Genomic DNA, 24,949 nt, shown 5'->3' on the forward strand with positions numbered 1-24,949 from the left:
GCCCCCAGTCTTAATAAGGAAGCCTTTTATGAGCGATACCCGCATTGCCTTTATCGGCGCCGGCAATATGGCCGCCAGCCTGATCGGCGGCCTACGCGCCCAAGGCATGGATGCCGCGAGCATTCGTGCCAGCGACCCAGGCGCCGAGCAACGCACCAAGATTGCCGCCGAGCACGGTATTGAAGTCGTTGCCGATAACGCCGAGGTCATTCAAGGCGCTGACGTGATTGTCCTGGCCGTCAAGCCACAAGCCATGAAGACCGTCTGCCAAGCCCTGGCACCGAGCCTCAGCGGCAAGCAATTGATCGTCTCCATCGCCGCCGGGATCACTTGCGCCAGTATGCAGAACTGGTTGGGTACCCAGCCAATCGTGCGCTGCATGCCGAACACCCCGGCACTGCTGCGCCAAGGCGCCAGCGGCCTGTACGCCAACGCGCAAGTGTCCGCAGCGCAGCGCCAGCAGGCCGAGCAACTGCTCTCGGCGGTCGGTGTGGCGCTGTGGCTGGACGAGGAGCAGTTGATCGACGCGGTGACTGCCGTCTCCGGCAGCGGCCCGGCGTATTTCTTCCTGCTGATCGAGGCGATGACTGCGGCGGGCGAGAAGCTCGGCCTGCCGCGCGCCACGGCCGTCCAGCTAACCCTGCAAACGGCGTTGGGTGCTGCGCGCATGGCCGTTAGCAGCGATGTCGATGCCGCCGAATTGCGCCGCCGCGTCACCTCACCCGCCGGCACGACCGAGGCAGCGATCAAGGCTTTCCAGGCCGGTGGCTTTGAAGCCCTGGTCGAACAGGCACTCAACGCCGCCGCGCACCGCTCGGCGGAACTGGCCGAGCAGTTGGGCCAATAGGGGGTGCTCTCCGCTATTTCACACCCCGCGTTGTCGCCTGAAAGCGTACCAGGCAAGGCGCAGGCTGCAGGGAATGGTCATCCCTTGCCAAGGCCTGCAACGCAGCATGGCACGCTTTCAGGCACAACCCGAAGGGACGGGCCTGCCGTTGCGCAGGGCTGCGTTACTCGTCGTTCATTTGGAACAACCAAATCACACTCCTCGCGTCTTGCCCTGCGCAACAGTAGGCTCCGGCGCGGGGTGGCAAATAACTGAGAACACCCCCTTTAGGACCTGATGATGAACGGACTGAATACCGCTGCCGTATATCTCCTGCAAACCATCGGCAGCCTGTACCTGCTGATCGTGCTGCTGCGCTTCATTCTGCAACTGGTGCGGGCCGACTTTTACAACCCGCTGTGCCAGTTCATCGTGCGCGCCACCCAGCCGCTGCTGAAACCCTTGCGCAAGATCATCCCGGGCTTTGGCGGGCTGGATATTGCTTCACTGGTGCTGGCGATTTTGCTCCAACTTCTGCTGATGACGCTGACCTTGCTGCTGACTTACGGGGTAATGGGCAACCCACTCCAACTGCTGATCTGGTCGGTCATTGGGATCACCGCGCTGTTCATGAAAGTGTTCTTCTTCGCGATGATCATCAGCGTGATCCTCTCCTGGGTCGCCCAAGGCAGCCACAATCCGGGCGTGCTACTGGTCAATCAAATCTGCGAACCGATGCTGATGCCGATCCGGCGCTTCCTGCCGAGCATGGGCGGGCTGGATATCTCGCCGATCTTCGCCTTCATCGGCATCAAGCTGATCGACATGCTGGTGATCCAAAACCTCATGATCGGCACCGGCATGCCCGACGTGCTACGTCTGCTGATCTGATGCCGTTCTACCGCTGGGATGGCGATGACCTGATCCTCGACTGCCACTTGCAGCCCAAAGCCAGTTGCGACGAATTCGCCGGGCTGCATGGTGAGCGGTTGAAGATTCGCCTCACCGCGCCGCCGGTGGAAGGCAAGGCCAATGCTCACTTGCTGGCCTTTCTCGCCAGCGCCTTCGGCGTCGCCAAGCGCCAGGTCAGCCTGGAAAGTGGCGAGCTGAACCGCCAGAAGCGCGTGCGCATCCGCAACCCCAAGCATCTCCCGCCCGAACTCGGAGTGACCGTCCGGTCACCCTGACCGACCTTAAGGCGGGCCGCTGAGCCCACCCAATTGACGCACGCGCCACGACCCGCATAATGCGCCTCAGTGGCAACTTGCCATATGCCTTGCGTTCAGCACCGCTCAGCAGCTGGCGCAGGTCGCTTGCTCGGCCAATATGTACCGATCTTCCTGAGTTCCCCGCAGGATGTGTTGCCAAAAAGGAGAGCACGGATGGGCATGGAACGTCTCAGTCAACAAGTGAGCGCTTACGTCACCTGGAAGCGCGAGCTGATGCGCGAGATCACCCGTTATCGCAGTTGGCTGGCCAATAACCGCCTCACCTCCGAGGCCGTGGAAGCCAAGCTTGAGGCCGCACTGCGCCTGCTGCGCACCGACCACATCACCCTGGCCTTTATCGGTGAGTTCTCCCGCGGCAAGACCGAGCTGATCAACAGCCTGTTCTTCTCCGAATACGGCCAACGCATGCTGCCGTCGCACGCCGGGCGCACCACCATGTGCCCGACCGAGCTGTTCTTCGATCCACGCTCGGAACGCTCCTATATTCGTCTGCTGCCGATCGAAACGCGCATGGCCGATGCCAGCGTCGCACAGTTCAAGCGTATTCCCAGGCATTGGGTGAATATCCCGCTGGATATCAGCGACCCGAACAATATGGTGCAGGCCTTCACCCAAGTCGCGAAGACCAAACCGATGCCAGTGGAACAGGCGATTCAGCTGGGCTTCCATCCGGACATGCTGGAAAGCGCCGGCAAACCCGACCAGGTGTTGGTGCCCGCCTGGCGCCACGCCATCGTCAACTTCGACCACCCGCTGCTGCGCCAAGGCCTGCGCATCCTCGACACCCCTGGTTTGAACGCCCTCGGCAGCGAACCCGAGCTGACCCTGTCGATGCTGCCCAGCGCCCAGGCAATCATTTTTCTGCTGTCCGCCGATACCGGGGTGACTGCCAGTGACATGGCCGTCTGGCAGACGCACATCCATCAGCTCGACGAGGACACCCAGACCAGCCTGTTCGCCGTACTGAACAAGATCGACGTACTGTGGGACGACCTGGCCGGCGAAGCCTTCGTGCAGAAGGCCATCCAACAGATCCAGGCGGCGACCGCCAAACAGCTCGGCATCGCCCGCGAGGATGTGCTGCCACTGTCGGCCAAGCAGGCCCTGCTGGCCAAAGTCCGCAAGGATCAAGAGCTGCTTAGCCGCAGCCAACTGGGCGACCTGGAAAACCTGCTGTGCGAGCGCATTGTCGCGCAGAAGGAACGCCTGCTCGAAGAGCGCGTGGTCAATCAGGTGCTGGCGCTGCTGCAAAACAGTCAACACCTGCTCAATCTGCGCCTGGAAAAAGTCCGCGAGCAACAAACCCTGCTGGCCAACCACCAGCAGGACAACGGCCAATTGCTGTTCGAACTGACCGCCAAGACCAAGGACGATCACGGCCAGCACCATCGGCGCCTGCTCGGGCTGAAGACCAACCAACGCCTGCTCAAGCGCCAGGGCGATCTGCTGCGTACCGCTGCGAACCCCGAGCGCCTGGAAGAACACCTGCACAAGGTGCGCAAGAACCTCACCGGTAGTTGGACCACCCTCGGCATCAACCAGGCCATTCTGCATTTCTTCCGTTCGATAGAGCACGATCTGCACAACCTCGAGCAAGAAGCCGAGATGGCCAACACCATGGTCGCCGCCATCTACCGTCGACATAACGAAGAGAACCCGCTGCACGGTGTGGACGCGCCGCAGTTCAACGTCAAACGCTACCTGCGCGAACTGAAACAACAGCAGGGTAAGGCCGATCAGTTCCGTCTACACCTGAAGACCCTGCTGACCGAGCAACGCACCCTGACCCGGCGCTTCTTCGCCACCCTGGTGCAGGAAGTCATCGGCCTGCACCAACGCCTGCGCCAGGAGACCGAGCAATGGGCCAGCGATGCGCTGATGCCACTGATGCAGCACACTCTGGAGCACAAGCAACTGCTGGAAACCCACATGCTGCGGCTCAAGGCGCTAGCCCAAAACACCCAGCAGGCACGCCTGCGCAGCCAGCAAATGCAACGCTATACCCAGGAACTGGAACAGCAGCTGAGCCAGGCCAACGAGATGCTGCGCACCTTGCGCCGCCCCGCACCGATCCAACGCCGGGCCAAGGTGGTCACGCTACCACTCTCCAACCGCCAACAAGGCACGGCCGATTGAGCCCGAAGCAAACTTTGTCGCGATACTAGGAGCCTGGCGGGCGCAGACTTTCGCAGCAGGACAGTGTTAAGTCCGACAGACTCCCGGGCCCGGCATTTCAAGGTGTTACCTACCGCCCCGTGCGCTTGCCGCCTGGGGCGGTGCTCTTTAGACTGACGCCTCCTTTCAGCGAGAGCAGGGTCGATGCCCACCGCCTTTCCCGAAGACTCCGTCGGTCTGATCACGCCCCAGGTCGCGCACTTTGCCGAACCACTGGCGCTGGCCTGTGGCCGCAGCCTGGCCGACTACCAGTTGGTCTACGAGACCTACGGCGAACTTAACGCTGCGCGCAGCAACGCGGTACTGATCTGCCACGCCCTCTCCGGTCACCACCACGCCGCCGGCTACCACAGCGTGGACGAGCGCAAACCCGGCTGGTGGGACAGCTGCATTGGCCCCGGCAAGGTCATCGACACCGGCAAATTCTTCGTCGTCAGCCTCAACAACCTCGGCGGCTGCAACGGCTCGACCGGCCCCTCCAGTATTAACCCGGCCAGCGGCAAGCCTTACGGCGCGGACTTCCCGGTACTGACCGTGGAAGATTGGGTGCATAGCCAGGCGCTCTTGGCCGACCGGCTCGGCATCGCGCAATGGGCCGCGGTGGTCGGCGGCAGCCTCGGCGGCATGCAGGCCATGCAATGGGCCATCAGCTACCCTGAGCGAATTCGCCACTGCCTGGCGATCGCTTCGGCACCGAAACTGTCGGCACAGAACATCGCCTTCAACGAAGTGGCACGCCAGGCGATCCTCTCCGATCCGGAGTTCCACGGCGGGCACTTCCAGGAACAGGGCGTGATCCCCAAGCGCGGGCTGATGCTGGCGCGCATGGTCGGCCACATCACCTACCTGTCGGATGATGCCATGGGCGAGAAATTCGGCCGCGGACTGAAGAGCGAGAAGCTCAACTACGACTTCCATAGCGTGGAATTCCAGGTCGAAAGCTACCTGCGCTACCAAGGCGAGGAGTTTTCCGGGCGCTTCGACGCCAACACCTACCTGCTGATGACCAAGGCGCTGGACTACTTCGACCCGGCTGCGGCACATGACGGCAACCTGGCCAAGACCCTGGCAGGCGTCAAGGCAGACTTCTGCGTGATCTCCTTCACCACCGACTGGCGCTTCTCGCCGGCACGTTCGCGAGAAATCGTCGACGCGCTGATGGCCGCGCGCAAGAACGTCTGCTACCTGGAAGTCGATGCGCCGCAAGGGCATGACGCCTTCCTCATGCCGATTCCGCGCTACCTGCAAGCCTTCGGCGGTTACATGCACCGCATCAGCATCTAAGGATTCACGTGAGAGCCGATCTGGAAATCATCCAAGACTGGATACCCGCCGGCAGCCGGGTGCTCGACCTCGGTTGCGGCAATGGCGAGCTGCTCGCCTGGCTGCGTGACCACAAGCAAGTCAGCGGCTACGGCCTGGAAATCGACCCGGAGAATATCGCCGAGTGCGTGAGCAAGGGCGTCAACGTCATCGAGCAGGACCTGGACAAGGGCCTCGGCAACTTCGCCAGCAACAGCTTCGATGTGGTGGTGATGACCCAAGCTCTGCAGGCCGTGCAATACCCGGACAAGATCCTCGAAGAGATGCTGCGAGTCGGTCGCCAGTGCATCATTACCTTCCCCAACTTTGGCCATTGGCGCTGCCGCTGGTACTTGGCCAGCAAAGGCCGGATGCCGGTTTCCGAGTTCCTGCCGTACACCTGGTACAACACGCCGAACATCCACTTCTGCACCTTCCAGGACTTCGAGGCGCTGTGCCGCGAGCGCAAGGTGCGCGTACTCGACCGCCTGGCGGTGGATCACCAGCACAGACACGGCTGGACTAGCCGGGTTTGGCCTAATCTATTAGGTGAGATCGGCATCTATCGCGTCAGCGGCCCCGGCGTGCTGGATCACCGTATCGCCGTTTAACCGCCTGCCGCCCTGAGGCCCATATTTTAAGGAGAGCAATCATGCGTCGCTTCGCTCTATTCATTCTCGCCTTGTGCCTGGCCTTGCCCGTCGCCGCCGAACAAAAGCAAAGCTTCGGAGACCTGGATGTGCATTACAGCGCCTTCAACTCTGGCATCCTGCAGCCCGACATCGCGGCGGCGGCGGGCCTGACCCGCAGCAAGACCCTGGGAGTGCTCAATATCGCCGTGCTGAAAGCCGGCAAGGCCAGCAGCGCTAAGGTCAGCGGCGAGGTCAAGAACCTGCTCGGCATGGTTCGCCCCCTGACCTTCAAGCAGGTCAATGAAAGCGGCGCCATCTACTACCTGGCGCAGTTCCCCTTCGATCAGCAGGAAGTGCTGCGCTTCAGCGTCAAGGTGCAAGCCGACGACGGCGCGGTCAACAGCCTCGATTTCAGCCAAGAGTTTTTCCCCGACGAATGATGCCTTTCACACAACTGGTCCTGGCCAGCCACAACACCGGCAAACTTAAAGAGCTCCAAGCCATGCTCGGAGACGCCATCCGCGTGCGCTCGGTGGGCGAGTTCAGCAGCCTGGAGCCGGAAGAGACCGGCCTGTCGTTCATCGAGAACGCCATTCTCAAGGCCCGCAACGCCGCCAAAGTCTCCGGTCTGCCGGCACTTGCCGATGACTCGGGCCTGGCGGTGGACGCCCTCGGCGGCGCCCCTGGCATCTACTCGGCCCGTTATGCCGATGGTCAAGGCGATGCGGCGAACAACGCCAAACTGCTGGCCACCCTGCAGGGCGTGCCGCAAGCCGAGCGTGGCGCGCAGTTCGTCTGCGCCCTGGCGCTGGTCCGGCATGCCGATGATCCGTTGCCGATCATCTGCGAAGGCCTCTGGCACGGCCGCATCCTGGAAGAGGCACGTGGCGAACAGGGCTTCGGTTACGACCCACTGTTCTGGGTGCCCGAGCGCGACTGCTCGAGCGCCGAACTGTCCCCCGCCGAGAAGAACCAGCTGAGCCACCGCGCCCGCGCCATGGCGCTGCTGCGTCAGCGCCTGGAACTGGCATGACCGAGCGTGGGCTGATTCTCCCTCTGCACCCGGCAGGGGGCGTTGGGCTGCCGCAATTGCCGCCGCTGGCGCTCTACATCCACATCCCCTGGTGCGTGCGCAAATGCCCGTACTGCGACTTCAACTCCCATGCCGCCAGCCCTGAGCTGCCGGAAACGGCCTATGTCGATGCGCTGCTGGCCGATCTCGAGCAGGATCTGAAGCACGTCCACGGCCGTGAGCTGACCTCGATCTTCTTCGGTGGCGGCACGCCCAGCCTGTTCAGCGCCGAAGCCTTGGGGCGCTTGCTCGATGGGGTCGAACAGCGGATCAAGTTCGCCCGCGATATCGAGATCACCCTGGAGGCCAATCCAGGCACCTTCGAGCAAGCCAAATTCCGCGCCTACCACCAGCTCGGCATCAACCGTCTGTCGATTGGTGTACAGAGTTTCCAGGAAGCAAAACTCAAAGCGCTGGGCCGCATCCACAACGGCGATGAAGCGATCCGCGCGGCAGACATGGCGCGCAATGCCGGCTTCGACAACTTCAATCTGGACCTGATGCACGGCCTGCCCGATCAATCCCTCGACGACGCCCTCGCCGACCTGCGCCAGGCCATCGACTTGGCGCCGACCCACCTGTCCTGGTACCAACTGACCCTGGAACCGAACACAGTATTCTGGAACCAGCCGCCGACGCTGCCGGAAGACGACATCCTCTGGGATATCCAGGAAGCCGGCCAGGCGCTGCTGGCCGAGCACGGTTATGCGCAGTACGAAGTCTCCGCTTACGCGCGCGATGGCCTACGGGCGCGGCACAACCTGAATTACTGGAGCTTCGGTGACTTCCTCGGCATCGGCGCCGGCGCGCACGCCAAACTGAGCAGCCCGAACGGGCAGATCGTCCGCGCCTGGAAAACCCGCCTGCCGAAGGATTACCTGGACCCGAGCAAAGCCTTCCAGGCGGGCGAGCGGATACTCAGTCGCGAGGAGCTGCCCTTCGAGTTTTTGATGAATGTGCTACGCCTCACGGACGGCGTGGCGGCCGATCTATTCACTCAACGCACCGGCCTACCGATAGCCGAACTGGCCAGCGCGCGCCGCGAAGCCGAAGCCCGCGGCCTACTCCTCGCCGACCCCACGCGCTTAGTCGCAACCCGTGAAGGGCAGCTGTTTCTTAACGACCTCCTGCAACACTTTCTGCCCTGAGCGGGCTAAGGACACCGGATGGATTTGGTACTCGACCTGATTGCCACCTTGTCGCGCTGGAGCCGCGGGCACATGTACGACATCTCCCTGGCCATCATGGCCACCTTGCTGGTGCTGTTCGGCCCAGGGATCAACGCCTGGGTACAGCAACGCATCGGTGGGCTGAATTTCATCTTCCGCACCCTGCTGTTCGTGCTGATCTGCGCGGTCGGCTACGGCCTGGCGATGGTGTTCCTCACGCCCTGGCTGGCCAAAGGGCTCGGTCATTTCAATAACTACACCCTGGCGCCGGTACTGCTACTAGTCTTCTTCCTGATCGGCGTGATCGCGGATCGCAACTAGGCTGACGGCTCCTGATCCTGCGTTTCCCGCAACAAAGTGACAACCCCGTCACCATCGCCCGCAGCCTACGCAAGCACCTGGAGTCGCCGTTCCTCAGCATCCAGGTGGATGGCGATCTGCTGCCCATCCCGTGGGAAAGCATCAAGTACCTGCAAATCAGCCCCGCACCCACAGCCCTGCCGGAACCGACCATCATTGGCGCCGAGCTGGTCGACTAAGGCCCTAGCAACCTGTGTAGGAGCGACAGCACACTAGCCAAAACCATCAGCCATAAAAAACCGCCTCGAAAAGGGCGGTTTTTTTATCCAGCCGGCGCTGCCTCAGTTACCTTCGCGCCGCAGTGCCTGCGGGGTGAAATCGCCCGGGCTGAGCGGCGCGTGGAAGTCGTACATCGGCTCGTTGTTATCCAGGCCATCGGCGAAATAACGGCGGCCCTGGAAGTCGTAGATGGTCTCCAGGGTGCTGCCAAACATCGGCACGTCGTAATAGCTGATCGGGTGGCTTTCTTGCAGACCAATCAGCTCGCCGTTCTTGTCGTAGAGGTCGACAGCGAGGATCTGCCAGCTGTCCTCGTCCAGATAGAAGCGACGCTTGGCGTAAGGGTGGCTGAAGCCCTTGCGTAGAGCCGCCTCGACCACCCAGACGCGGTGCAGCTCGTACCGCAACAGGTCGGGATTGACGCTCTTGGCTTGCAGGATCCTCGCGTAAGGGAGGCCTTTCTGGTGCACCGCGTAGCTGTTGTAGGGCACCAACAGCTCCTGCTTGCCGAGCAGCTGCCACTCGTAGCGATCCGGCGCACCATTGTAGGAATCGACCATGTCAGCGGTGGCCATGCCATTGGTATCCGGCTGCAGGGTATCGAACGCCAGCATGGGTAGGCGCCGCACGCGCCGCTCACCACGGTTAAAACGCCAGGCCTTACGGATCGACAACACCTGGTCGAGGGTTTCCTGCACCACCAGGGCCGAACCCGACAGCTTGGCGGGGGCGACGACTTTGTACTTGTAGTAGAACAGGGTGTTATCCAGGTCCTTCGGGCTGACGCCCTCGCGACCGTAGCGGAAGTAGATGTCGCGCTCGAGCTTGAGCAGGTTGTAGCCACCGCTGGAGAGCACCGCCGCCTGATTGGTGACGAAGTGAATCTGCTCGCCGCGGTAGCGCATGATGTGGTTCCAGATGGCTTCCTGGCCGGTTTCTGGCAGCGGGAAGGGAGCCCCGGCGGCAGCGCCCTGCACGCCGTTACCGCCCGAGATCAGCTCGGCGTTAAGCGCATTGAAACGCGTGGCGTCATAGATGCTTTGCGGCGCCGCGGCACTACGGCGGGTGGGGAATACACGCAGGAAGTAGTCGGGGTTGGTCTCCAGCAGCGTCTTCAGGCCGACCGGCAACAGCGCCTGGTATTGGCCGAGGTTTTTACTGTTGACCACATATTGCACGGCATCGCTGGCATAGGGATCGGGATGGTGCATGCCCGCTTGGTAGCCGGCGATGGGTTGTGCCAAACCACCCTCCCAATCCGGGATAGTGCCCACCGCATTGCCACCACGCTCACCACCCAGCGGGGTGAGATCGCCATTGAGGCGACTGGCCTGGACAGCATCGACTTTGGCTTGCGCTTGTAGCGCAATAACCGTCAGCAGCAGAACTCCAATACTTCTCAACACAGCTTTCTCCTCGCAGCGCATCAAAACCACGCCGCTTTTATATTTATCCAGCCAGTCCAGGCCGAGCTTTGTCGTTACTGTTTGGTGCGGTGAGGAGCCGTCCTGGCGCCGGCTACTGCCGGTCTTTTTTGACATCCCTGCGCCGCTGAGCGGCCTATGTTGCGTTGTTACCGGTCAAGCCACGAGCAGCCCTGGCGCTGCCGCCAAAGCCATTCGAGGTGCACATCAATGGAGAAATAACCGCGCGAAGTCGACTCAGTCGATGCGCTGGAACTTCAGATCCCAGACACCGTGCCCGAGGCGTTCACCACGCCGCTCGAACTTGGTGGTCGGGCGCTCTGGCGGACGCGGCACGCAACCGCCGTCTTGCGCCTGGTTGCGAAAACCCGGCGCCGCCTGCAGAACCTCCTGCATGTACTCGGCATAGGGCTGCCAGTCGGTGGCCATATGCAGCACACCGCCGATTTTCAGCTTCTGCCGCACCAGCTGGGCGAACTCCGGCTGCACGATGCGGCGCTTATGGTGGCGCGACTTATGCCAAGGGTCAGGAAAGAACAGCAGCAAGCGATCCAGACTGGCATCGGCGATGCAGTTACGCAGCACTTCCAGAGCGTCGCACTGATAGACGCGGACGTTGGTCAGGTTCTGCGTCAGCAAACCATTGAGCAACGCACCGACGCCCGGCCGATGCACCTCGACGCCGATAAAATCCTGCTCCGGCGCAGCGGCGGCCATCTCCAGCAGCGAATGGCCCATGCCAAAGCCGATCTCGAAAGTCCGCGGTGCACTACGACCGAAGACCGCATCGAAATCCGGCGCCCCGGCCGTCAACTCCAGGCCAAAGCGCGGCAGGCCCTGGTCGAGGCCGCGTTGCTGGCCGTCCGTCATCCGCCCGGCACGCATGACAAAGCTCTTGATGGTGCGCAGATGGCGCTCTTCGTCGGCCGGGGCGGACGGCTCTTGCGATTCGATCATGGCGAACTCTTAACTCAATAACGCTGCAGTAATCGTCATACCCGCGTAGGCGGGTATCCAGATACGCTGGAACACCTGCGCCCGCGTTTGCGCGGGAGCGATAGAAATAGGCTTTCCGCAGCTTCTTAGCGGATCAGGCCATCCAGTGGCGACGAGGCGCTGGCATACAGCTTCTTCGGCATACGGCCGGCCAGATAGGCCAGGCGCCCGGCAACAATCGCGTGCTTCATCGCTTCGGCCATCAGCACCGGGTTCTGCGCATGGGCGATGGCGCTGTTCATCAGCACCGCCTCACAGCCCAGTTCCATGGCGATGGTCGCGTCGGATGCAGTGCCGACACCGGCATCCACCAGCACTGGAACCTTCGCTTCTTCGAGGATGATGCGCAGGTTGTACGGGTTGCAGATACCCAGCCCGGTACCGATCAAGCCGGCCAGCGGCATCACCGCGATGCAGCCCATCTCGGCCAGTTGCCGCGCGATGATCGGGTCGTCGCTGGTGTAAACCATCACGTCGAAACCGTCCTTGACCAACACTTCGGCGGCCTTGAGGGTCTCGATTACGTTGGGGAACAGGGTTTTCTGATCGGCCAGCACTTCCAGCTTGACCAGCTTGTGCCCGTCCAGCAGCTCGCGCGCCAGGCGGCAGGTGCGGACCGCCTCGATGGCGTCGTAGCAGCCAGCAGTGTTCGGCAGAATGGTGTAACGCGAAGGCGAAATCACATCGAGCAGATTCGGTTCATCCGGGTTCTGGCCGATATTGGTGCGACGCACCGCAACCGTGACTATCTCCGCGCCCGACGCCTCGATGGCACGACGGGTTTCGTCGAGATCCTGATACTTGCCGGTACCGACCAACAGACGTGACTGGTAAGTACGACCGGCCAGGGTAAAGGGCTTATCGCTGCGAACTTGGCTCATCGGAAATCCTCTTGGGCTTTGGCGCTGTTGCCGCCAGTTCTGTTGCTGTCAGGGCTGCACTGTCGCGGCTGAAAGCTAGCCGCCACCGATGGCGTGCACCACTTCCAGCTGGTCGCCCTCGCGCAAGGCCGTGGCGGCGTGCTGGCTGCGCGGCACGATATCCAGATTGAGCTCGACCGCAACGCGGCGGCCAGTCAGCTCAAGGCGAACCAGCAAGTCGGCGACCGTCTGGCCATCGGGCAGCTCGAAAGATTCACCGTTCAACTGAATGCGCATGACGGGGCAATCACAATTTGAGGGGGGCCGGCATTCTAGCTCTATCGCTGGCGATGACCAAGGCAAAGGCGCGCCATTCGTCTCACAGTTGACGCCAAAGTCAGGTTAAACGCCAGGCCACAGCCTGGAGGGCTCGGGGAAGAGCGCAGCGAAAAAGTGATTGAGCGAGACCAGATTCCTCCGATTTTGCCGCCCCATAGTCGCTCTATGGGGCAAGAAAACGGTGGAATATGGGCCGCTCAGGCGCTTTTGCAGCCGCTTAGCCCTGAGCCTTCCAGGCTGCGATGCCTAAGCAGGCCCAGCCGGCGAGAAAAGCCAGACCGCCAAAGGGCGTGATGATGCCGAGCTTGCCGACGCCGGTCAGCGTCAACAGATAGAGGCTGCCGGAAAACAACAGGATACCCAGCGTGAACAGACTGCCTGCCGCCGTCAGCAGGCGCCCCGGCAGGTGCAGCGTCAACGCAGCCACTGCCAGCAGAGCCAGGGCATGAATCAATTGGTAATGCACACCGGTCTGAAACACTGCCAGGTACTCGGTGGACAAGCGACTTTTCAGGCCGTGGGCAGCGAAAGCGCCGAGGGTTACGCCGCTAAAGCCGAAAAATGCGGCCAGCAGGATAAATAAACGCAGCATGCGCAGAACTCCAGAATGACCAATCCACAATCGGTGCCGACCATCATGCCCGCAGAAACCTGCGCAGCCAAAAATAGTGGCGGGAACCAGGCCATACCAGGTCGGCTGCAGACAATCCCGCCACCACGCGACGCCCTATATTGAACGCCCAAACCGCGTTCATTAACCGCCAGTGGAATGCCCCATGCCTAATCCGATCACCGTACTCAGAGACACCCAGCCACTCCCCGTTCTGGATGCCTGCAAGTGGAAGAAAATTGCCGGCGACCCGCACACCGTGAACCTGAATGCCTACACCTCGGAAGACGGCAAAAAGATCATGGGCACCTGGATTTGCACCCCAGGTACCTGGGAAGTGAACTATGACCGCTGGGAGTACTGCCACTTCCAGGAGGGCTACTGCATCATCACCCCCGAAGGCAAAGACCCGATCCACCTCAAGGCTGGCGATATTTTCATCGTCGAAGCCGGCATGCGCGGCACCTGGCAAGTCGTGGAAACTGTCAGAAAGTACTTTGTGTTCGCCTGACCCTCTGCCCTGCGTTGCCACCGCCTTGCGTTAACAGACCGTTGAAAAAGGTGGCAGCGCTACATAACTCACCCCCGACAGATATCCGCGACTGGCACCCCCCTGGCTATAATGGCCGCCTCAACTGCCAGACCCAGCCGCGCATGCTTCGATCTCTGTTTCCCCGCCTGTTCAAACCGCTGCTCTGGTTCGTGGTCGGCTCGGCGCTGCTGGTGCTGTTCTTTCGCTGGGTTCCGCCGCCCGGCTCGGCGCTGATGGTCGAGCGCAAGATCGAGTCCTGGATCGATGGTAAGCCAATCGACCTCAAGCGCGACTGGCGCCCCTGGAACGAACTGCCGGATGACCTGAAGATCGCCGTGATTGCCGGCGAAGATCAGAAATTCGCCGAGCACTGGGGCTTCGACATCAATGCCATCCAGGCCGCCATGGCCCATAACGACCGCGGCGGCTCGCTGCGCGGGGCCAGCACCCTCAGCCAGCAGATAGCGAAAAACCTGTTCCTCTGGTCCGGCCGCAGCTGGCTGCGTAAAGGACTGGAAGTCTGGTTTACCGGGCTGATCGAGCTATTCTGGCCGAAGCAGCGGATTCTCGAGGTGTACCTGAACAGTGTCGAATGGGGCGATGGAGTGTTCGGCGCCGAAACCGCCGCGCGCAAGCACTTCGGGATCGCTGCCCCCTATCTGTCGAATCAACAGGCCAGCCTGCTTGCCGCCGTGCTACCCAATCCACGGGAGTGGAGTGCCGGCCGCCCGAGCGGCTACGTCAGCCGCCGCGCCAGCTGGATTCGCCGACAGATGCGACAGCTGGGCGGTAGCCACTACCTCAACCAGATGCAAGCGCAGCGCTCTGGCTAGTGAGGGGTTGAAGGCTGCCCCAGCCGTTAGCCGACAATCCCAGCCGCCAACCCCGCACAAGCACGCTAGCTCGCTGCAGCGTGGCGCTCAGTGCTGCTCCAGCGCCCGGCGCGGCACGACGCGCAACAGCTGCAACTGATCGTCCTGCAAATGCGCGGTCAGGCCTTGCAGCGGATAGACCCAGGCCTCACCCTCGGCCAGCTCCAGACGCAATCGCGGCTGGCCCAGGCTCGCGGCGACTCGCTCGCCGCTAACTGGCTGTAGCGGCGTCAAGGTCAATGTCGCCAGCGCATGCGAGCCTAATTGCGCCAGCAACTGCTGACTGAGCGGCTGCTCGGCATCCTTCGGCTCCAACCCCGTCGCCGCCATCAGGCTGACGCGCTCGCTGTCACTCAACGCCAGCTCGGCTTCCAACTGCCAAACTTCACCGGAAGCCGCCAGCTCCGCGCGATAGAGCAGACGCGGCCCATCCAACCGCGGTTGCAGCCACAGCTCGCCCTCGGCCACCGCACTCAAGCGACTCAACGTCAGTTGATTCTCGGCCAAAGGCGTCAGCACCTGGCTCTGCCACTCGGCCAAGCCGGGCAATGGCGCGACCTTGTCCGGCGCGCGCATCAACCAGCCACCCCAGGCAAAGAACAGCAGCGCCACCAGGGCAAACAACAGCCAATGCTGCAGACGCAGCGGCGGCATGGACATAGGTTTACTCCAAGCAAAAATTCAGACAGAAAAAAGCCGCACCAGAGTGCGGCTTTTCGAGGACGACTTACAGGCTTAGAGTGACACAGCCTTAGGAGGCTTAGGCTGCAATCGAACCTTTCAGCTTATTCATGGCGTTCTTCTCCAGCTGGCGGATACGCTCAGCGGAGACGTTGTACTTGGCCGCCAGCTCATGCAGGGTCGCCTTCTCCTCGGCCAGCCAACGCTGGTGCAGGATGTCGCGGCTGCGCTCGTCCAGACCTTCCAGCGCCTCATGCAGATTGGCGGTGGAGCTGTCGCTCCAGTCCGAATCTTCCAACTGCCGGGCCGGATCGTAGCGATGGTCTTCCAGGTAGTTCGCGGGCGACTGAAACGCGCTGTCGTCATCGGCTTCGGCCGCCGGATCGAAGGCCATATCATGGCCGGTCAGACGGCTTTCCATCTCGCGCACTTCACGCGGTTCCACACCCAGGCTCTCGGCCACCGCATGCACTTCGTCGTTATTCAGCCAGGCCAGACGCTTCTTCTGGCTGCGCAGGTTGAAGAACAATTTGCGCTGCGCCTTGGTGGTGGCGACTTTGACGATGCGCCAGTTACGCAGGATGAATTCGTGGATCTCGGCCTTGATCCAATGCACGGCGAAGGACACCAGACGCACACCCATCTCTGGGTTGAAGCGCTTGACCGCTTTCATCAGGCCGACGTTGCCTTCCTGGATCAGGTCGGCCTGGGCCAGACCGTAGCCGGAATAACTTCTCGCGATATGTACGACAAAACGCAGGTGCGCAAGCACCATTTGCCGGGCTGCCTCAAGGTCTTGATGGTAATAGAGACTCTCGCCCAGTTCGCGCTCCTGCTCGGCGCTCAACAGCGGAATGCTGTTAACCGCATGCACGTAGGCCTCCAGGTTGGCACCCGGGACCAAGGCATAGACAGGTTGCAAAGAATTGGTCATGCGAATCCTCCGACTCACGAAAACTCGTGCCTTTCAAGCACTGCGGATAAGACTATACAGTTGACTCAAAAGTTCAAAAAGCACGAAAACACAAATAGAAACATACTCTTACTACTTTGGCGCGAGCTCGGTCAAGTGCCGGGCGACCGCTAGCCAGGCGCCAATATACCCCAACAATAGTGCGCCCAGCAGCAGAGACAGACCATCGGCTAACGGCACCCCGGCGAGGGCAAAATCACTGCCGTAGAGCCCTGCCAGCCGCACCACTGCGCCATTCAGCCAGTCCAAGCCGAAGGCCAGCACCGCCCAGGCGAGAAACCCGGCACCCAGGCCATATAGCGCGCCCATATAGAGGAAGGGTCGGCGTACATAGCTGTCGGTACCACCGACCAGCTTGATCACTTCGATCTCCGTGCGACGGTTTTCGATATGCAGACGAATGGTGTTGCCGATAACCAACAGCAGCGCCATCACCAGCAACAAGGTCAGCCCGAAAACGAAGCGCTCACCGAGCTTGAGGATCGCGCTCAGGCGCTCCACCCAGAGCAGATCGAGTTGCGCCTGTTGCACTTTCGGCAACTCCGCCAGACGCAGACGCAACGCTTCCAGCGCGGTTTTATCGACCTCCTTCGGCGTGACCAGAATCACCCCGGGCAGCGGGTTCTGCGGCAACTCCTTGAGCGCTTCGCCGAGGCCCGACTGCTGCTGAAACTCCGCCAGCGCCTGCTCGCGGCTGATCCACTCGGATTCAGCGACATCCGCCATCCCGGCGATCTGCGCCCGCAGTTGTTCGCCCTCGGCATCGCTGGCATCGATCTGCATAAACAGGGAAATCTGCGCCGCGCGCTGCCAGGAGCCACCGAGGCGCTCGACGTTATTCAGCAGCAGGGAAAGCCCCATCGGCAGACTCAGGGCGATGGCCATCACCAAGCAGGTGAAGAAACCACCGATCGGCTGCTTGCCTAGCCGGCGCAGGCTATCGACCAGGCTGGAGCGATGGCTTTCCAGCCAGGCGTGCAGCAAGGTACGGAAGTCCGGACCATCGTCGTGCTTCTTATCGTCTTTTTTCGGCGCAGCGCCTACGCGCTCAGCCGCGGACGACGGCTCTTGTGGGTTGCGAGTCGCACTCATTAGCCGGCCTCCCCATCACCAATCAAACGGCCGCGCTGCAAGGTCAACATGCGATGGCGCATGCGGGCGATCAACGCCAGGTCGTGGCTGGCGATCAGCACACTGGTACCCAAGCGATTGATGTCTTCGAATACACCCATGATCTCCGCCGCCAGCCGTGGGTCGAGGTTACCGGTGGGTTCGTCCGCCAGCAGCAGGGCGGGGCGATGGACTACCGCACGGGCGATACCGACCCGCTGTTGCTGGCCGGTGGACAGATCACCGGGAAACAAATCGCGCTTGTCCGACAGCGCCACGCGCTCCAGCGCCGCATCGACACGCTTGGCGATCTCCGGTTTGGACAGGCCGAGAATCTGCAACGGCAAGGCGACGTTGTTGAACACGGTACGGTCGAACAGCAGTTGATGGTTCTGAAACACCACGCCGATCTGCCGACGCAGGAAGGGAATCTGCGCGGTGGTGATCTGCGCCAGATCCTGCCCGGCCAGCAACAGCTTGCCGGTGGTCGGCCGTTCCATCGCCAGAATCAGCCGCAGCAAGGTACTTTTGCCGGCCCCGGAGTGCCCGGTGACGAACAGAAACTCGCCACGCCGTACGCGGAAACTCAGCTCGTGCAGGCCGACGTGGCCATTGGGATAGCGTTTACCGACCTGTTCAAAGCGAATCATGCGTGCTCCCGCTCGGCGAACAAGGCCTGCACAAAGGCCTCGGCTTCAAAGGTACGGAGATCATCGATGCTTTCACCTACACCGATATAGCGAATCGGCAGGCCAAACTGCTTGGCCAGGGCGAAGATCACCCCACCCTTGGCCGTACCATCCAGCTTGGTCAGCGCTAGACCGGTCAAGCTCACGGTCTGGTTGAACTGCTTGGCCTGGTTGATGGCGTTCTGCCCAGTACCGGCGTCCAGCACCAGCAGCACTTCGTGCGGTGCCGCCTCATCGAGCTTGCCGATCACTCGGCGAACTTTTTTCAGCTCCTCCATCAAATTGTCTTTGGTGTGCAGGCGACCGGCGGTATCGGCAATCAGCACATCCATACCGCGCGCCGTGGCGGCCTGCACCGCATCGAAGATCACCGAGGCGGAGTCCGCGCCGGTGTGCTGGGCAATCACCGCGATCTGGTTACGCTCGCCCCAGACCTGCAATTGCTCGACGGCGGCGGCGCGGAAGGTATCGCCGGCGGCGAGCATGACTTTCTTGCCTTCCAGCTGCAGCTTTTTCGCCAGTTTGCCGATAGTGGTAGTCTTCCCGGCACCGTTCACGCCGACCACCAGAATCACGAAAGGCTTCTTCTGCGGATTGATCTGCAGCGGCTGTTCGACTGGCTTGAGCATGGCCGCCAACTCTTCCTGCAGTGCTTTATAGAGTGCGCCACTGTCGGTCAGCTGCTTGCGCGCGACCTTTTGCGTCAGGCTCTGGATGATCGCGTTGGTGGCTTCGACGCCCACGTCGGCGGTCAACAGATGGGTTTCGATCTCGTCGAGCAGGTCGTCATCGATGGCTTTCTTGCCGAGGAACAGGCTGGCCATGCCCTCGCCGAGGTTGGCGCTGGTCTTCGACAGCCCCTGCTTCAACCGCGCGAAAAAGCCTGCTTTCGTTTCCTCAGAACTGACCGTCGCACTGGTCACACCGACCGGTGCGGGCGTTGGCGGCACCGCCGGCGCAACCAATGGAGCAGTTTCGACCGTTGCAAGCGTTACCGGCTCGGTTGCCGGCGACGTCGGCGCCTTGCTCTCAGGCGCTTTGAAGCGGGCGAAAAAGCCTGGCTTGGCGGCCTCTTCCGCAGTTTCGACTGCGGCCTGGGCAGGCGTTTGCACGCGACTGTCAGGCACAACGGCAGCCGCCGCGGGTGGCTCGGCAGGGCTAAGCGCTGGCGGGCTGGCCAGCGGCTCTGGCGCCAGGCTCGGTTCAGCCGCTGGCGGCGAGTCAGCCGTCAACGCCGGCCCAGCCGGGCTTGCAGGCTCTATTGCAACCGGCTCAGCCGTGACGGGCTGAGGCTTGGTCGCCGCCTCGGCAGCAGTCTCCTGCGGCTTTTTACGCAGCCAGCCGAACAGGCTCTTTTTCTCTCCGGATTCAGCCGGAGCTTTCTCTCCAGCAGCGGCTGGAGTCTTCTTGTCGTCGTTGGAACCAAACATGGAGGACGGCTATCTCAAAGGAGCGACGCGCCGACAGGGCAAAAACCCAACAGCCGTGGCCGCCAGTAAAACGGATGGGTATCCTAGCACCTCCGCGCCCGCCGAAGCTAAGACCAAGCGGGCCGCCCGACAGGTCGACCTCTTAATGAAAATGCTTGCCCGCCGCGCCGCCGGTTTGCTGCTCGTAGCCTTCTGCTTACCGCTGACGGCACAGGCCGCAGAACCTCAGCCGACTCACGAATTCAGCCTGGAGAATGGCCTCAAGGTCATCGTTCGCGAGGATCACCGCGCCCCGGTGGTGGTTTCGCAGATCTGGTACAAGGTCGGCTCCAGCTACGAAACGCCGGGTCAGACCGGCCTTTCCCACGCCCTCGAACACATGATGTTCAAGGGCAGCCGCAAGCTCGGCCCCGGTGAAGCCTCGCGCATTCTGCGTGAGCTGGGCGCCGAGGAGAACGCTTTTACCAGCGACGACTACACCGCCTATTACCAGGTGCTGGCGCGCGACCGCCTGAGCGTGGCCTTCGAGCTGGAAGCCGACCGCCTGGCCAGCCTGCGCCTGCCGCCAGAGGAGTTCAGCCGCGAGATCGAGGTGATCAAGGAAGAGCGGCGCCTGCGCACCGACGACAAGCCCAGCGCGCTGGCCTATGAACGCTTTCAGGCCCTGGCTTACCCCGCCAGCGGTTATCACACGCCGACCATCGGCTGGATGGCCGACCTCAAGCGCATGACGGTGGCGGAACTGCGCCACTGGTACGAAACCTGGTACGCGCCGAATAACGCCACCCTGGTGGTGGTCGGCGACGTCAGTGCCAGCGAGGTGAAAACCCTCGCCGAGCGTTATTTCGGCGCCATCCCCCGCCGCGCCGTACCGAGCGCGAAGACGCCCCAGGAGCTGGCCGAACCGGGCGAGCGGCGCATTCGCCTGCACCTGAAGACCCAACTGCCGAGCCTGCTGATGGGCTTTAACGTACCGAGCCTAGCGACCGCCAAGAATGCCCGCCAAGTGCATGCCCTGCGACTGATCTCCGCGCTGCTCGACGGAGGCTACAGCGCGCGCTTACCGGCCCGTCTGGAACGCGGCGAAGAGTTGGTTTCCGGCGCCTCGGCCTACTACGACGCCTTTACCCGCGGCGACAGCCTGTTCGTACTATCCGCCACACCGAATGGGCAAACCGGGAAAACCCTGAAACAGGCCGAAGCAGGCCTTTGGCGGCAACTCGACGACCTCAAGAAGAACCCGCCGTCCGCCGAGGAGCTGCAGCGCGTGCGCGCCCAGGTGATTGCCGGCCTGGTCTTCGAGCGTGACTCCATTACCAGCCAGGCCACCACCATCGGTGAACTGGAAACCGTCGGCCTGTCCTGGAAGCTGATGGATGAAGATCTGGCTACCCTGGAGGCGGTGACCGCCGCCGATATCCAGCAAGCGGCCCGCACCTACTTCACCCGCGAGCGCCTGAGCGTCGCCGAGATACTGCCGAAGGAGGCTGCTCATGAGTGAGCGCAACGGTCTGCGTTACGGCCTGCTTGGCCTGACCCTGTTGGCTCTGCTTGCAGTGTTGGCTTTCCTTATCAACCGCCCTTCCCAAGCCCCGACCACCCCAGCAGCGGCGCCTAGCAATCAATTGCAATCCCTGGCCGCCCTCAACGGCCAGGCACCCAGCCACCGGGCCCTGGAGATCCAGACCTGGCAGACCGCCGAGGGCGCCAAGGTGCTGTTCGTCGAGGCGCATCAGTTGCCGATGTTCGATCTGCGCCTGACCTTCGCCGCCGGCAGCAGCCAGGACGCCGGCACACCCGGTCTGGCCATGCTGACCAACGCCATGCTCAACGAAGGTGTGGCCGACCAGGACGTCAGTGCCATCGCCGAAGGCTTTGAAAACCTAGGCGCCGACTTCGGCAACGGCGCCTATCGCGACATGGCCGTCGCCAGCCTGCGCAGCCTGGCCGCCACCGACAAACGCGAAGCGGCACTGCATCTGTTCGCCCAGGTCATCGGCCAGCCGAGCTTCCCCGCCGACTCCCTGGCGCGGATCAAGAACCAAGTACTGGCCGGTTTCGAATACCAGAAGCAGAACCCCAGCAAGCTGGCCAGCCTGGAGCTGTACAAGCGGCTCTACGGCGAGCACCCCTATGCCCACTCCAGCGAGGGCACCGCGCAGTCGATTCCAGGGATCACCGTCGCGCAGCTGCGCGCCTTCCACCACAAGGCCTACGCCGCCGGGAATGCGGTAATCGCGCTAGTGGGCGACCTCTCGCGCGCCGAAGCCGAAGCGTTGGCGGCGCAGGTTTCCGCCGCACTGCCGAAAGGTCCGGCACTGGCCAAAACGGCCCAGCCGCAGGAGCCGAAAGCCGGCCCCAGCCATATCGAGTTTCCCTCGAAACAAACTACCTTGTTGCTGGCCCAACTGGGCATCGACCGCCGCGACCCGGACTACGCCGCGCTGTACCTGGGTAATCAGATCCTCGGTGGCGGCGGTTTTGGTACGCGATTGATGGAGGAGGTGCGGGAGAAACGCGGGCTGACCTACGGCATATCCTCTGGTTTTAGCGCCATGCAGGCGCGTGGGCCGTTCATGATCAGCCTGCAGACCCGTGCCGAACTCAGTGAAGGCACCCTCAAACTGGTGCAAGACATCCTCCGCGACTACCTGGCCAGCGGCCCGACGCAGAAGGAGCTGGATGACGCCAAGCGCGAGCTGGCAGGCAGCTTCCCACTGTCTACCGCAAGCAATGCCGATATCGTCGGTCAGTTGGGTGCCATTGGTTTCTACGACCTCTCGCTAACCTATATGGAAGACTTTATGCAGCAGATCCAGGCGCTCGACGTCGCGCAGGTCAAAACCGCGATGGCCAAGCATCTGCAGCCGAACGCCCTGGTAGTCGTCAGCGCCGGCCCGAGCGTGCCACAGAAAGAACTGCCGCCACCCACCGACCATCCCGTCGAGCAGCCGCTCGGCGTACCGGAGCACTGATGAGCCGTCCCGTGAAACCCGCCAACGTTCCAGCCCACGGCGGCCAAGGCCAGCTGCGGATCATCGGTGGCGAGTGGCGTAGCCGCCAGTTCAGCTTCCCGATGGCGCATGGCTTGCGGCCCACCCCGAACCGGGTGCGTGAAACCCTGTTCAACTGGCTTGCCCCCTATGTCGCCGGCGCCCGCGTGCTCGACCTGTTTGCCGGCAGCGGCGCTCTGTACCTGGAAGCCTTGTCGCGCGGCGCCAGCATGGCCTTGGCGCTGGACCTGAATGCGGCGGCCATCGCCAGCCTGCGTCAGGCGCTGGACACCCTCAAATGTGGCAACGGCCAGTTGCTGCAGAGCGATGCCCTGCGTTATCTGGAAAATCAGCCGAGCACCGCGTTCGACCTGGTCTTTCTCGACCCGCCGTTCAGCCAGAACCTGCTGCTGCCCGCCTGTACCCTGCTGGAAGAAAAAGGCTGGCTAGCCAGCGACGCCTGGATCTATACCGAAAGCGAAACCTCACCCTCGAGCCTCGGCCTGCCGGGCAACTGGCGGCTGCACCGGGAACAAAAGGCGGGACAGGTTTACTACGCGTTATGGCAACGCACGACGTAGGGCGGGTTAGCCGCACAGCGGCGTAACCCGCCAAGACTACCGTGCCGCCCAATGGTGGGTTACGCCTAAGCTAACCCACCCTACGACTGGTTTATCAACAAGGCTATGAACACGACCTTCAAGCCCGCCTGGTGGCTCCCTGGCGCTCACCTGCAGACCCTGTGGAATGCGCTGTGCCGGCGCCCGCCCGTGCTCGAGCGGCAGCGCGAACGCTTGTGGCTGGCCGATGGCGACTTTCTCGATCTGGACTGGCACGGCCCACATGATGCCAAGGCGCCGCTGGTGCTGGTGCTGCACGGCCTGACCGGCTCATCCAGCTCACTGTACGTGCTCGGCTTGCAGCAAAAGCTGGCCGCCCAGGGTTGGGCCAGCGTGGCGCTGAATTGGCGCGGCTGTTCCGGCGAACCGAACCTGCTGCCGCGCGGCTATCACTCAGGGGTGAGCGAAGACCTCGCCGCGGTCATCGAACACCTGCGCAGCGCTCGACCAATGGCCCCCCTGTATGCGGTCGGCTATTCGCTAGGCGGTAATGTGCTGCTCAAGCACCTGGGTGAAACCGGCGCGGCGTGCGGGTTGCAGGCGGCAGTCGCGGTGTCGGTGCCGTTTCGCCTGGACCAATGCGCGGATCGCATCGGCATCGGCTTTTCCAAGGTCTACCAAACGCACTTCATGCGCGAAATGCTCGCCTATGTGCGCGATAAGCAAAAGCGCTTCAAGCATGAAGGCCAAGCCGAGCGCCTGGCCACCCTGGAGCAGCTCGGGCCACTGGACGGCATGCGCACGTTCTGGGATTTCGACGGCCGCGTCACCGCGCCGCTGCACGGCTTTGCCGATGCCAATGATTACTACCGGCGCGCGTCGAGTCGCTACTACCTCGGCACGATTCAAACGCCGACGCTGATCATCCAGTCGACCGACGACCCCTTCGTGTTCCGCCACAGCCTGCCGGAAACTGCCGAGCTCGCCGCCTGTACCACACTCGAGCTGCACCCGCGCGGCGGCCACGTTGGTTTTATCGAAGGTTCTTTAGTGCGCCCCGGCTATTACCTGGAGCGGCGGATTCCACGCTGGCTGGCGGAACAGGCGTAGGGCGAATAAATCGCGCTCGGGTTATCCGCCCGGCATGCCTAGCTCGGAATCACCAACTCCAGCGGCACATACAGCTTCTGATACAGCGCCTGCACGGCGGCCTGCGCCGACGGGGCGATATAGCCACCTTCCAGCGCCAAGACCTGATAGATACCACGCCGCAGCATTTCTTCGCTGAGATCGCCCGGGTCACCGCGTGATGTGCAGAGAAAGCGCACCCAGGAGGTCATGATGATCCAGCTATTGAGGGTCAATGCCTCGATCTGCTGACGATCCATCAACAGAATCCCCGCCTCGACGAAGCCCTGATAAATCGCCTGCGCATGGCTCAGGCAACGCTGGGAGAACAGCCGATACTGCGCCGCCAGTTCAGCATCGGACTCCAGCAGGTGCTCGAGATCGCGATGCAGAAAGCGGTAGTACCACATGGCCGCCAGCAGCGCTTCCAGATAGAAGGTCTTATCCGCCACCGTCATGGCGCGGCCTTGCGGGCGCCGCAGAAAGGTATCCACCTGACACTCATACTGGTTGAACAGCTCGGCGATGATCGCCTGCTTGTTGCGGAAGTAGTAATACAGGTTGCCTGGGGACATCCCCAGGTGCGCGGCAATATGGTTGGTCGTCACGTTGCGCTCACCCTGGGCGTTGAACAGCTCCAGGCTGGCTTGGATGATGCGTTCGCGGGTTTTGATCGGCGCGGCCATAAAGCAGCTCTGGGGTTGGATTCGGGTATGTCGCATTGCTGCGCCAAAGGTACACGGGCAAGCCCCTGCGGTGTTACCCAAG

28 protein-coding genes are annotated in these 24,949 nt (G+C 62.3%); 17 read left to right on the forward strand and 11 right to left on the reverse strand.

Annotated elements, in window-relative coordinates; translation table 11 throughout:
- Positions 1-28: 28 nt before the first annotated feature.
- From proC to D3879_RS04115, 11 genes are all read left to right on the forward strand, one after another.
- Entirely contained in the window at positions 29-847 is an 819-nt protein-coding gene (gene proC, locus D3879_RS04060; RefSeq protein ID WP_119952798.1) for a pyrroline-5-carboxylate reductase, read from the forward strand.
- A 279-nt stretch (positions 848-1,126) separates the two neighbouring features.
- Complete coding sequence (locus D3879_RS04070; protein WP_119952800.1) at positions 1,127-1,717, forward strand: YggT family protein; 591 nt, start codon at positions 1,127-1,129, stop codon at positions 1,715-1,717.
- A complete protein-coding gene (locus tag D3879_RS04075) occupies positions 1,717-2,013 on the forward strand; it encodes a DUF167 domain-containing protein (RefSeq protein WP_119952801.1) in 297 nt (98 codons plus the stop codon). Before D3879_RS04070 ends, D3879_RS04075 begins: the two co-directional genes overlap by 1 nt.
- Positions 2,014-2,208: 195 nt before the next feature.
- On the forward strand, positions 2,209-4,191 hold the full coding sequence (locus tag D3879_RS04080; protein ID WP_119952802.1) for a dynamin-like GTPase family protein: 1,983 nt from the start codon (positions 2,209-2,211) through the stop codon (positions 4,189-4,191).
- Between the two features lie 183 nt (positions 4,192-4,374).
- Entirely contained in the window at positions 4,375-5,514 is a 1,140-nt protein-coding gene (gene metX / locus D3879_RS04085) for a homoserine O-succinyltransferase MetX (protein WP_119952803.1), read from the forward strand.
- An 8-nt stretch (positions 5,515-5,522) separates the two neighbouring features.
- Complete coding sequence (metW, locus tag D3879_RS04090) at positions 5,523-6,143, forward strand: methionine biosynthesis protein MetW (protein ID WP_119952804.1); 621 nt, start codon at positions 5,523-5,525, stop codon at positions 6,141-6,143.
- A gap of 41 nt (positions 6,144-6,184) precedes the next feature.
- Entirely contained in the window at positions 6,185-6,604 is a 420-nt protein-coding gene (locus D3879_RS04095) for a DUF4426 domain-containing protein (RefSeq protein ID WP_119952805.1), read from the forward strand.
- On the forward strand, positions 6,601-7,197 hold the full coding sequence (gene rdgB, locus D3879_RS04100) for an RdgB/HAM1 family non-canonical purine NTP pyrophosphatase (protein WP_119952806.1): 597 nt from the start codon (positions 6,601-6,603) through the stop codon (positions 7,195-7,197). Before D3879_RS04095 ends, rdgB begins: the two co-directional genes overlap by 4 nt.
- Positions 7,194-8,384, forward strand: a complete 1,191-nt coding sequence (gene hemW / locus D3879_RS04105) for a radical SAM family heme chaperone HemW (protein ID WP_119952807.1) — start codon at positions 7,194-7,196, stop codon at positions 8,382-8,384. Before rdgB ends, hemW begins: the two co-directional genes overlap by 4 nt.
- An 18-nt stretch (positions 8,385-8,402) precedes the next feature.
- Positions 8,403-8,726: a DUF3392 domain-containing protein gene (locus D3879_RS04110; RefSeq protein WP_119952808.1), complete on the forward strand. Its 324-nt coding sequence runs from the start codon at positions 8,403-8,405 to the stop codon at positions 8,724-8,726.
- Positions 8,727-8,737: 11 nt separating this feature from the next.
- A complete protein-coding gene (locus D3879_RS04115; protein WP_119952809.1) occupies positions 8,738-8,944 on the forward strand; it encodes a hypothetical protein in 207 nt (68 codons plus the stop codon).
- 102 nt (positions 8,945-9,046) lie between these two features.
- Here D3879_RS04115 and D3879_RS04120 read toward each other — a convergent pair whose 3' ends face one another.
- The 5 genes from D3879_RS04120 to D3879_RS04140 all read right to left on the reverse strand — a co-directional run bounded on the left by D3879_RS04120 (position 9,047) and on the right by D3879_RS04140 (position 13,195).
- Entirely contained in the window at positions 9,047-10,390 is a 1,344-nt protein-coding gene (locus D3879_RS04120) for a DUF1329 domain-containing protein (RefSeq protein WP_119954882.1), read from the reverse strand.
- A gap of 255 nt (positions 10,391-10,645) precedes the next feature.
- Positions 10,646-11,317 (reverse strand): tRNA (guanosine(46)-N7)-methyltransferase TrmB, encoded by a 672-nt coding sequence (gene trmB, locus D3879_RS04125; protein ID WP_218567828.1) that lies wholly within the window; start codon positions 11,315-11,317, stop codon positions 10,646-10,648.
- Between the two features lie 173 nt (positions 11,318-11,490).
- Positions 11,491-12,285 (reverse strand): thiazole synthase, encoded by a 795-nt coding sequence (locus D3879_RS04130; RefSeq protein ID WP_119952811.1) that lies wholly within the window; start codon positions 12,283-12,285, stop codon positions 11,491-11,493.
- Between the two features lie 75 nt (positions 12,286-12,360).
- Complete coding sequence (thiS, locus tag D3879_RS04135; RefSeq protein ID WP_119952812.1) at positions 12,361-12,561, reverse strand: sulfur carrier protein ThiS; 201 nt, start codon at positions 12,559-12,561, stop codon at positions 12,361-12,363.
- A gap of 259 nt (positions 12,562-12,820) precedes the next feature.
- The gene (locus D3879_RS04140; protein WP_119952813.1) at positions 12,821-13,195 is read right to left on the reverse strand and encodes a DUF423 domain-containing protein; all 375 of its coding nucleotides are present in this window, start codon (positions 13,193-13,195) and stop codon (positions 12,821-12,823) included.
- Between the two features lie 184 nt (positions 13,196-13,379).
- On the opposite strand from D3879_RS04140, the gene D3879_RS04145 reads away from it, so the two are divergent.
- Both D3879_RS04145 and mtgA read left to right on the forward strand, forming a co-directional pair.
- Positions 13,380-13,724 (forward strand): cupin domain-containing protein, encoded by a 345-nt coding sequence (locus tag D3879_RS04145; RefSeq protein ID WP_119952814.1) that lies wholly within the window; start codon positions 13,380-13,382, stop codon positions 13,722-13,724.
- Positions 13,725-13,867: 143 nt separating this feature from the next.
- Positions 13,868-14,578 (forward strand): monofunctional biosynthetic peptidoglycan transglycosylase, encoded by a 711-nt coding sequence (gene mtgA, locus D3879_RS04150; protein WP_119952815.1) that lies wholly within the window; start codon positions 13,868-13,870, stop codon positions 14,576-14,578.
- Positions 14,579-14,665: 87 nt separating this feature from the next.
- On the opposite strand, the gene D3879_RS04155 is transcribed toward mtgA, so the two are convergent.
- The 5 genes from D3879_RS04155 to ftsY all read right to left on the reverse strand — a co-directional run bounded on the left by D3879_RS04155 (position 14,666) and on the right by ftsY (position 19,500).
- Positions 14,666-15,277, reverse strand: a complete 612-nt coding sequence (locus tag D3879_RS04155; protein WP_119952816.1) for a hypothetical protein — start codon at positions 15,275-15,277, stop codon at positions 14,666-14,668.
- 100 nt (positions 15,278-15,377) lie between these two features.
- A complete protein-coding gene (gene rpoH, locus D3879_RS04160; protein ID WP_119952817.1) occupies positions 15,378-16,232 on the reverse strand; it encodes an RNA polymerase sigma factor RpoH in 855 nt (284 codons plus the stop codon).
- Between the two features lie 111 nt (positions 16,233-16,343).
- On the reverse strand, positions 16,344-17,363 hold the full coding sequence (ftsX, locus tag D3879_RS04165) for a permease-like cell division protein FtsX (RefSeq protein WP_119952818.1): 1,020 nt from the start codon (positions 17,361-17,363) through the stop codon (positions 16,344-16,346).
- Positions 17,363-18,031 carry a cell division ATP-binding protein FtsE gene (ftsE, locus tag D3879_RS04170; protein ID WP_119952819.1) on the reverse strand — a complete coding sequence of 223 codons (669 nt, stop codon included), beginning with the start codon at positions 18,029-18,031 and terminating at the stop codon, positions 17,363-17,365. The genes ftsX and ftsE overlap by 1 nt, the downstream gene beginning before the upstream one ends.
- On the reverse strand, positions 18,028-19,500 hold the full coding sequence (ftsY, locus tag D3879_RS04175; RefSeq protein ID WP_119952820.1) for a signal recognition particle-docking protein FtsY: 1,473 nt from the start codon (positions 19,498-19,500) through the stop codon (positions 18,028-18,030). The genes ftsE and ftsY overlap by 4 nt, the downstream gene beginning before the upstream one ends.
- 145 nt (positions 19,501-19,645) lie before the next feature.
- Between ftsY and D3879_RS04180 the strand changes: the two genes are divergently transcribed.
- The 4 genes from D3879_RS04180 (at position 19,646) to D3879_RS04195 (ending at position 24,163) form a co-directional block, all read left to right on the forward strand.
- Positions 19,646-21,001 (forward strand): M16 family metallopeptidase, encoded by a 1,356-nt coding sequence (locus tag D3879_RS04180; protein WP_119954883.1) that lies wholly within the window; start codon positions 19,646-19,648, stop codon positions 20,999-21,001.
- Positions 20,994-22,475: a M16 family metallopeptidase gene (locus D3879_RS04185; RefSeq protein WP_119952821.1), complete on the forward strand. Its 1,482-nt coding sequence runs from the start codon at positions 20,994-20,996 to the stop codon at positions 22,473-22,475. Before D3879_RS04180 ends, D3879_RS04185 begins: the two co-directional genes overlap by 8 nt.
- Entirely contained in the window at positions 22,475-23,074 is a 600-nt protein-coding gene (gene rsmD, locus D3879_RS04190; protein ID WP_420800900.1) for a 16S rRNA (guanine(966)-N(2))-methyltransferase RsmD, read from the forward strand. Before D3879_RS04185 ends, rsmD begins: the two co-directional genes overlap by 1 nt.
- Positions 23,075-23,179: 105 nt before the next feature.
- On the forward strand, positions 23,180-24,163 hold the full coding sequence (locus D3879_RS04195; protein ID WP_119952823.1) for a hydrolase: 984 nt from the start codon (positions 23,180-23,182) through the stop codon (positions 24,161-24,163).
- Between the two features lie 38 nt (positions 24,164-24,201).
- On the opposite strand, the gene D3879_RS04200 is transcribed toward D3879_RS04195, so the two are convergent.
- On the reverse strand, positions 24,202-24,867 hold the full coding sequence (locus D3879_RS04200; RefSeq protein ID WP_119952824.1) for a TetR/AcrR family transcriptional regulator: 666 nt from the start codon (positions 24,865-24,867) through the stop codon (positions 24,202-24,204).
- Between the last annotated feature and the right edge of the window lie 82 nt (positions 24,868-24,949).

The sequence above is a fragment of the Pseudomonas cavernicola genome, from assembly GCF_003596405.1.
GTDB lineage: Bacteria > Pseudomonadota > Gammaproteobacteria > Pseudomonadales > Pseudomonadaceae > Aquipseudomonas > Aquipseudomonas cavernicola.

What these genes read in the sequence shown, in the direction of transcription:
- ftsX (WP_119952818.1), bottom strand. Translation starts at nt 17,363, where the DNA reads ATGAGTGCGACTCGCAACCCACAAGAGCCGTCGTCCGCGGCTGAGCGC.
- D3879_RS04145 (WP_119952814.1), top strand. Translation starts at nt 13,380, where the DNA reads ATGCCTAATCCGATCACCGTACTCAGAGACACCCAGCCACTCCCCGTT.
- D3879_RS04185 (WP_119952821.1), top strand. Translation starts at nt 20,994, where the DNA reads ATGAGTGAGCGCAACGGTCTGCGTTACGGCCTGCTTGGCCTGACCCTG.
- D3879_RS04110 (WP_119952808.1), top strand. Translation starts at nt 8,403, where the DNA reads ATGGATTTGGTACTCGACCTGATTGCCACCTTGTCGCGCTGGAGCCGC.
- proC (WP_119952798.1), top strand. Translation starts at nt 29, where the DNA reads ATGAGCGATACCCGCATTGCCTTTATCGGCGCCGGCAATATGGCCGCC.
- D3879_RS04080 (WP_119952802.1), top strand. Translation starts at nt 2,209, where the DNA reads ATGGGCATGGAACGTCTCAGTCAACAAGTGAGCGCTTACGTCACCTGG.
- D3879_RS04195 (WP_119952823.1), top strand. Translation starts at nt 23,180, where the DNA reads ATGAACACGACCTTCAAGCCCGCCTGGTGGCTCCCTGGCGCTCACCTG.
- D3879_RS04155 (WP_119952816.1), bottom strand. Translation starts at nt 15,277, where the DNA reads ATGTCCATGCCGCCGCTGCGTCTGCAGCATTGGCTGTTGTTTGCCCTG.
- D3879_RS04130 (WP_119952811.1), bottom strand. Translation starts at nt 12,285, where the DNA reads ATGAGCCAAGTTCGCAGCGATAAGCCCTTTACCCTGGCCGGTCGTACT.
- rdgB (WP_119952806.1), top strand. Translation starts at nt 6,601, where the DNA reads ATGATGCCTTTCACACAACTGGTCCTGGCCAGCCACAACACCGGCAAA.
- D3879_RS04070 (WP_119952800.1), top strand. Translation starts at nt 1,127, where the DNA reads ATGAACGGACTGAATACCGCTGCCGTATATCTCCTGCAAACCATCGGC.
- D3879_RS04200 (WP_119952824.1), bottom strand. Translation starts at nt 24,867, where the DNA reads ATGGCCGCGCCGATCAAAACCCGCGAACGCATCATCCAAGCCAGCCTG.
- mtgA (WP_119952815.1), top strand. Translation starts at nt 13,868, where the DNA reads ATGCTTCGATCTCTGTTTCCCCGCCTGTTCAAACCGCTGCTCTGGTTC.
- ftsY (WP_119952820.1), bottom strand. Translation starts at nt 19,500, where the DNA reads ATGTTTGGTTCCAACGACGACAAGAAGACTCCAGCCGCTGCTGGAGAG.
- ftsE (WP_119952819.1), bottom strand. Translation starts at nt 18,031, where the DNA reads ATGATTCGCTTTGAACAGGTCGGTAAACGCTATCCCAATGGCCACGTC.
- thiS (WP_119952812.1), bottom strand. Translation starts at nt 12,561, where the DNA reads ATGCGCATTCAGTTGAACGGTGAATCTTTCGAGCTGCCCGATGGCCAG.
- hemW (WP_119952807.1), top strand. Translation starts at nt 7,194, where the DNA reads ATGACCGAGCGTGGGCTGATTCTCCCTCTGCACCCGGCAGGGGGCGTT.
- rsmD (WP_420800900.1), top strand. Translation starts at nt 22,475, where the DNA reads ATGAGCCGTCCCGTGAAACCCGCCAACGTTCCAGCCCACGGCGGCCAA.
- rpoH (WP_119952817.1), bottom strand. Translation starts at nt 16,232, where the DNA reads ATGACCAATTCTTTGCAACCTGTCTATGCCTTGGTCCCGGGTGCCAAC.
- metX (WP_119952803.1), top strand. Translation starts at nt 4,375, where the DNA reads ATGCCCACCGCCTTTCCCGAAGACTCCGTCGGTCTGATCACGCCCCAG.
- D3879_RS04140 (WP_119952813.1), bottom strand. Translation starts at nt 13,195, where the DNA reads ATGCTGCGTTTATTTATCCTGCTGGCCGCATTTTTCGGCTTTAGCGGC.
- D3879_RS04075 (WP_119952801.1), top strand. Translation starts at nt 1,717, where the DNA reads ATGCCGTTCTACCGCTGGGATGGCGATGACCTGATCCTCGACTGCCAC.
- D3879_RS04095 (WP_119952805.1), top strand. Translation starts at nt 6,185, where the DNA reads ATGCGTCGCTTCGCTCTATTCATTCTCGCCTTGTGCCTGGCCTTGCCC.
- D3879_RS04180 (WP_119954883.1), top strand. Translation starts at nt 19,646, where the DNA reads ATGAAAATGCTTGCCCGCCGCGCCGCCGGTTTGCTGCTCGTAGCCTTC.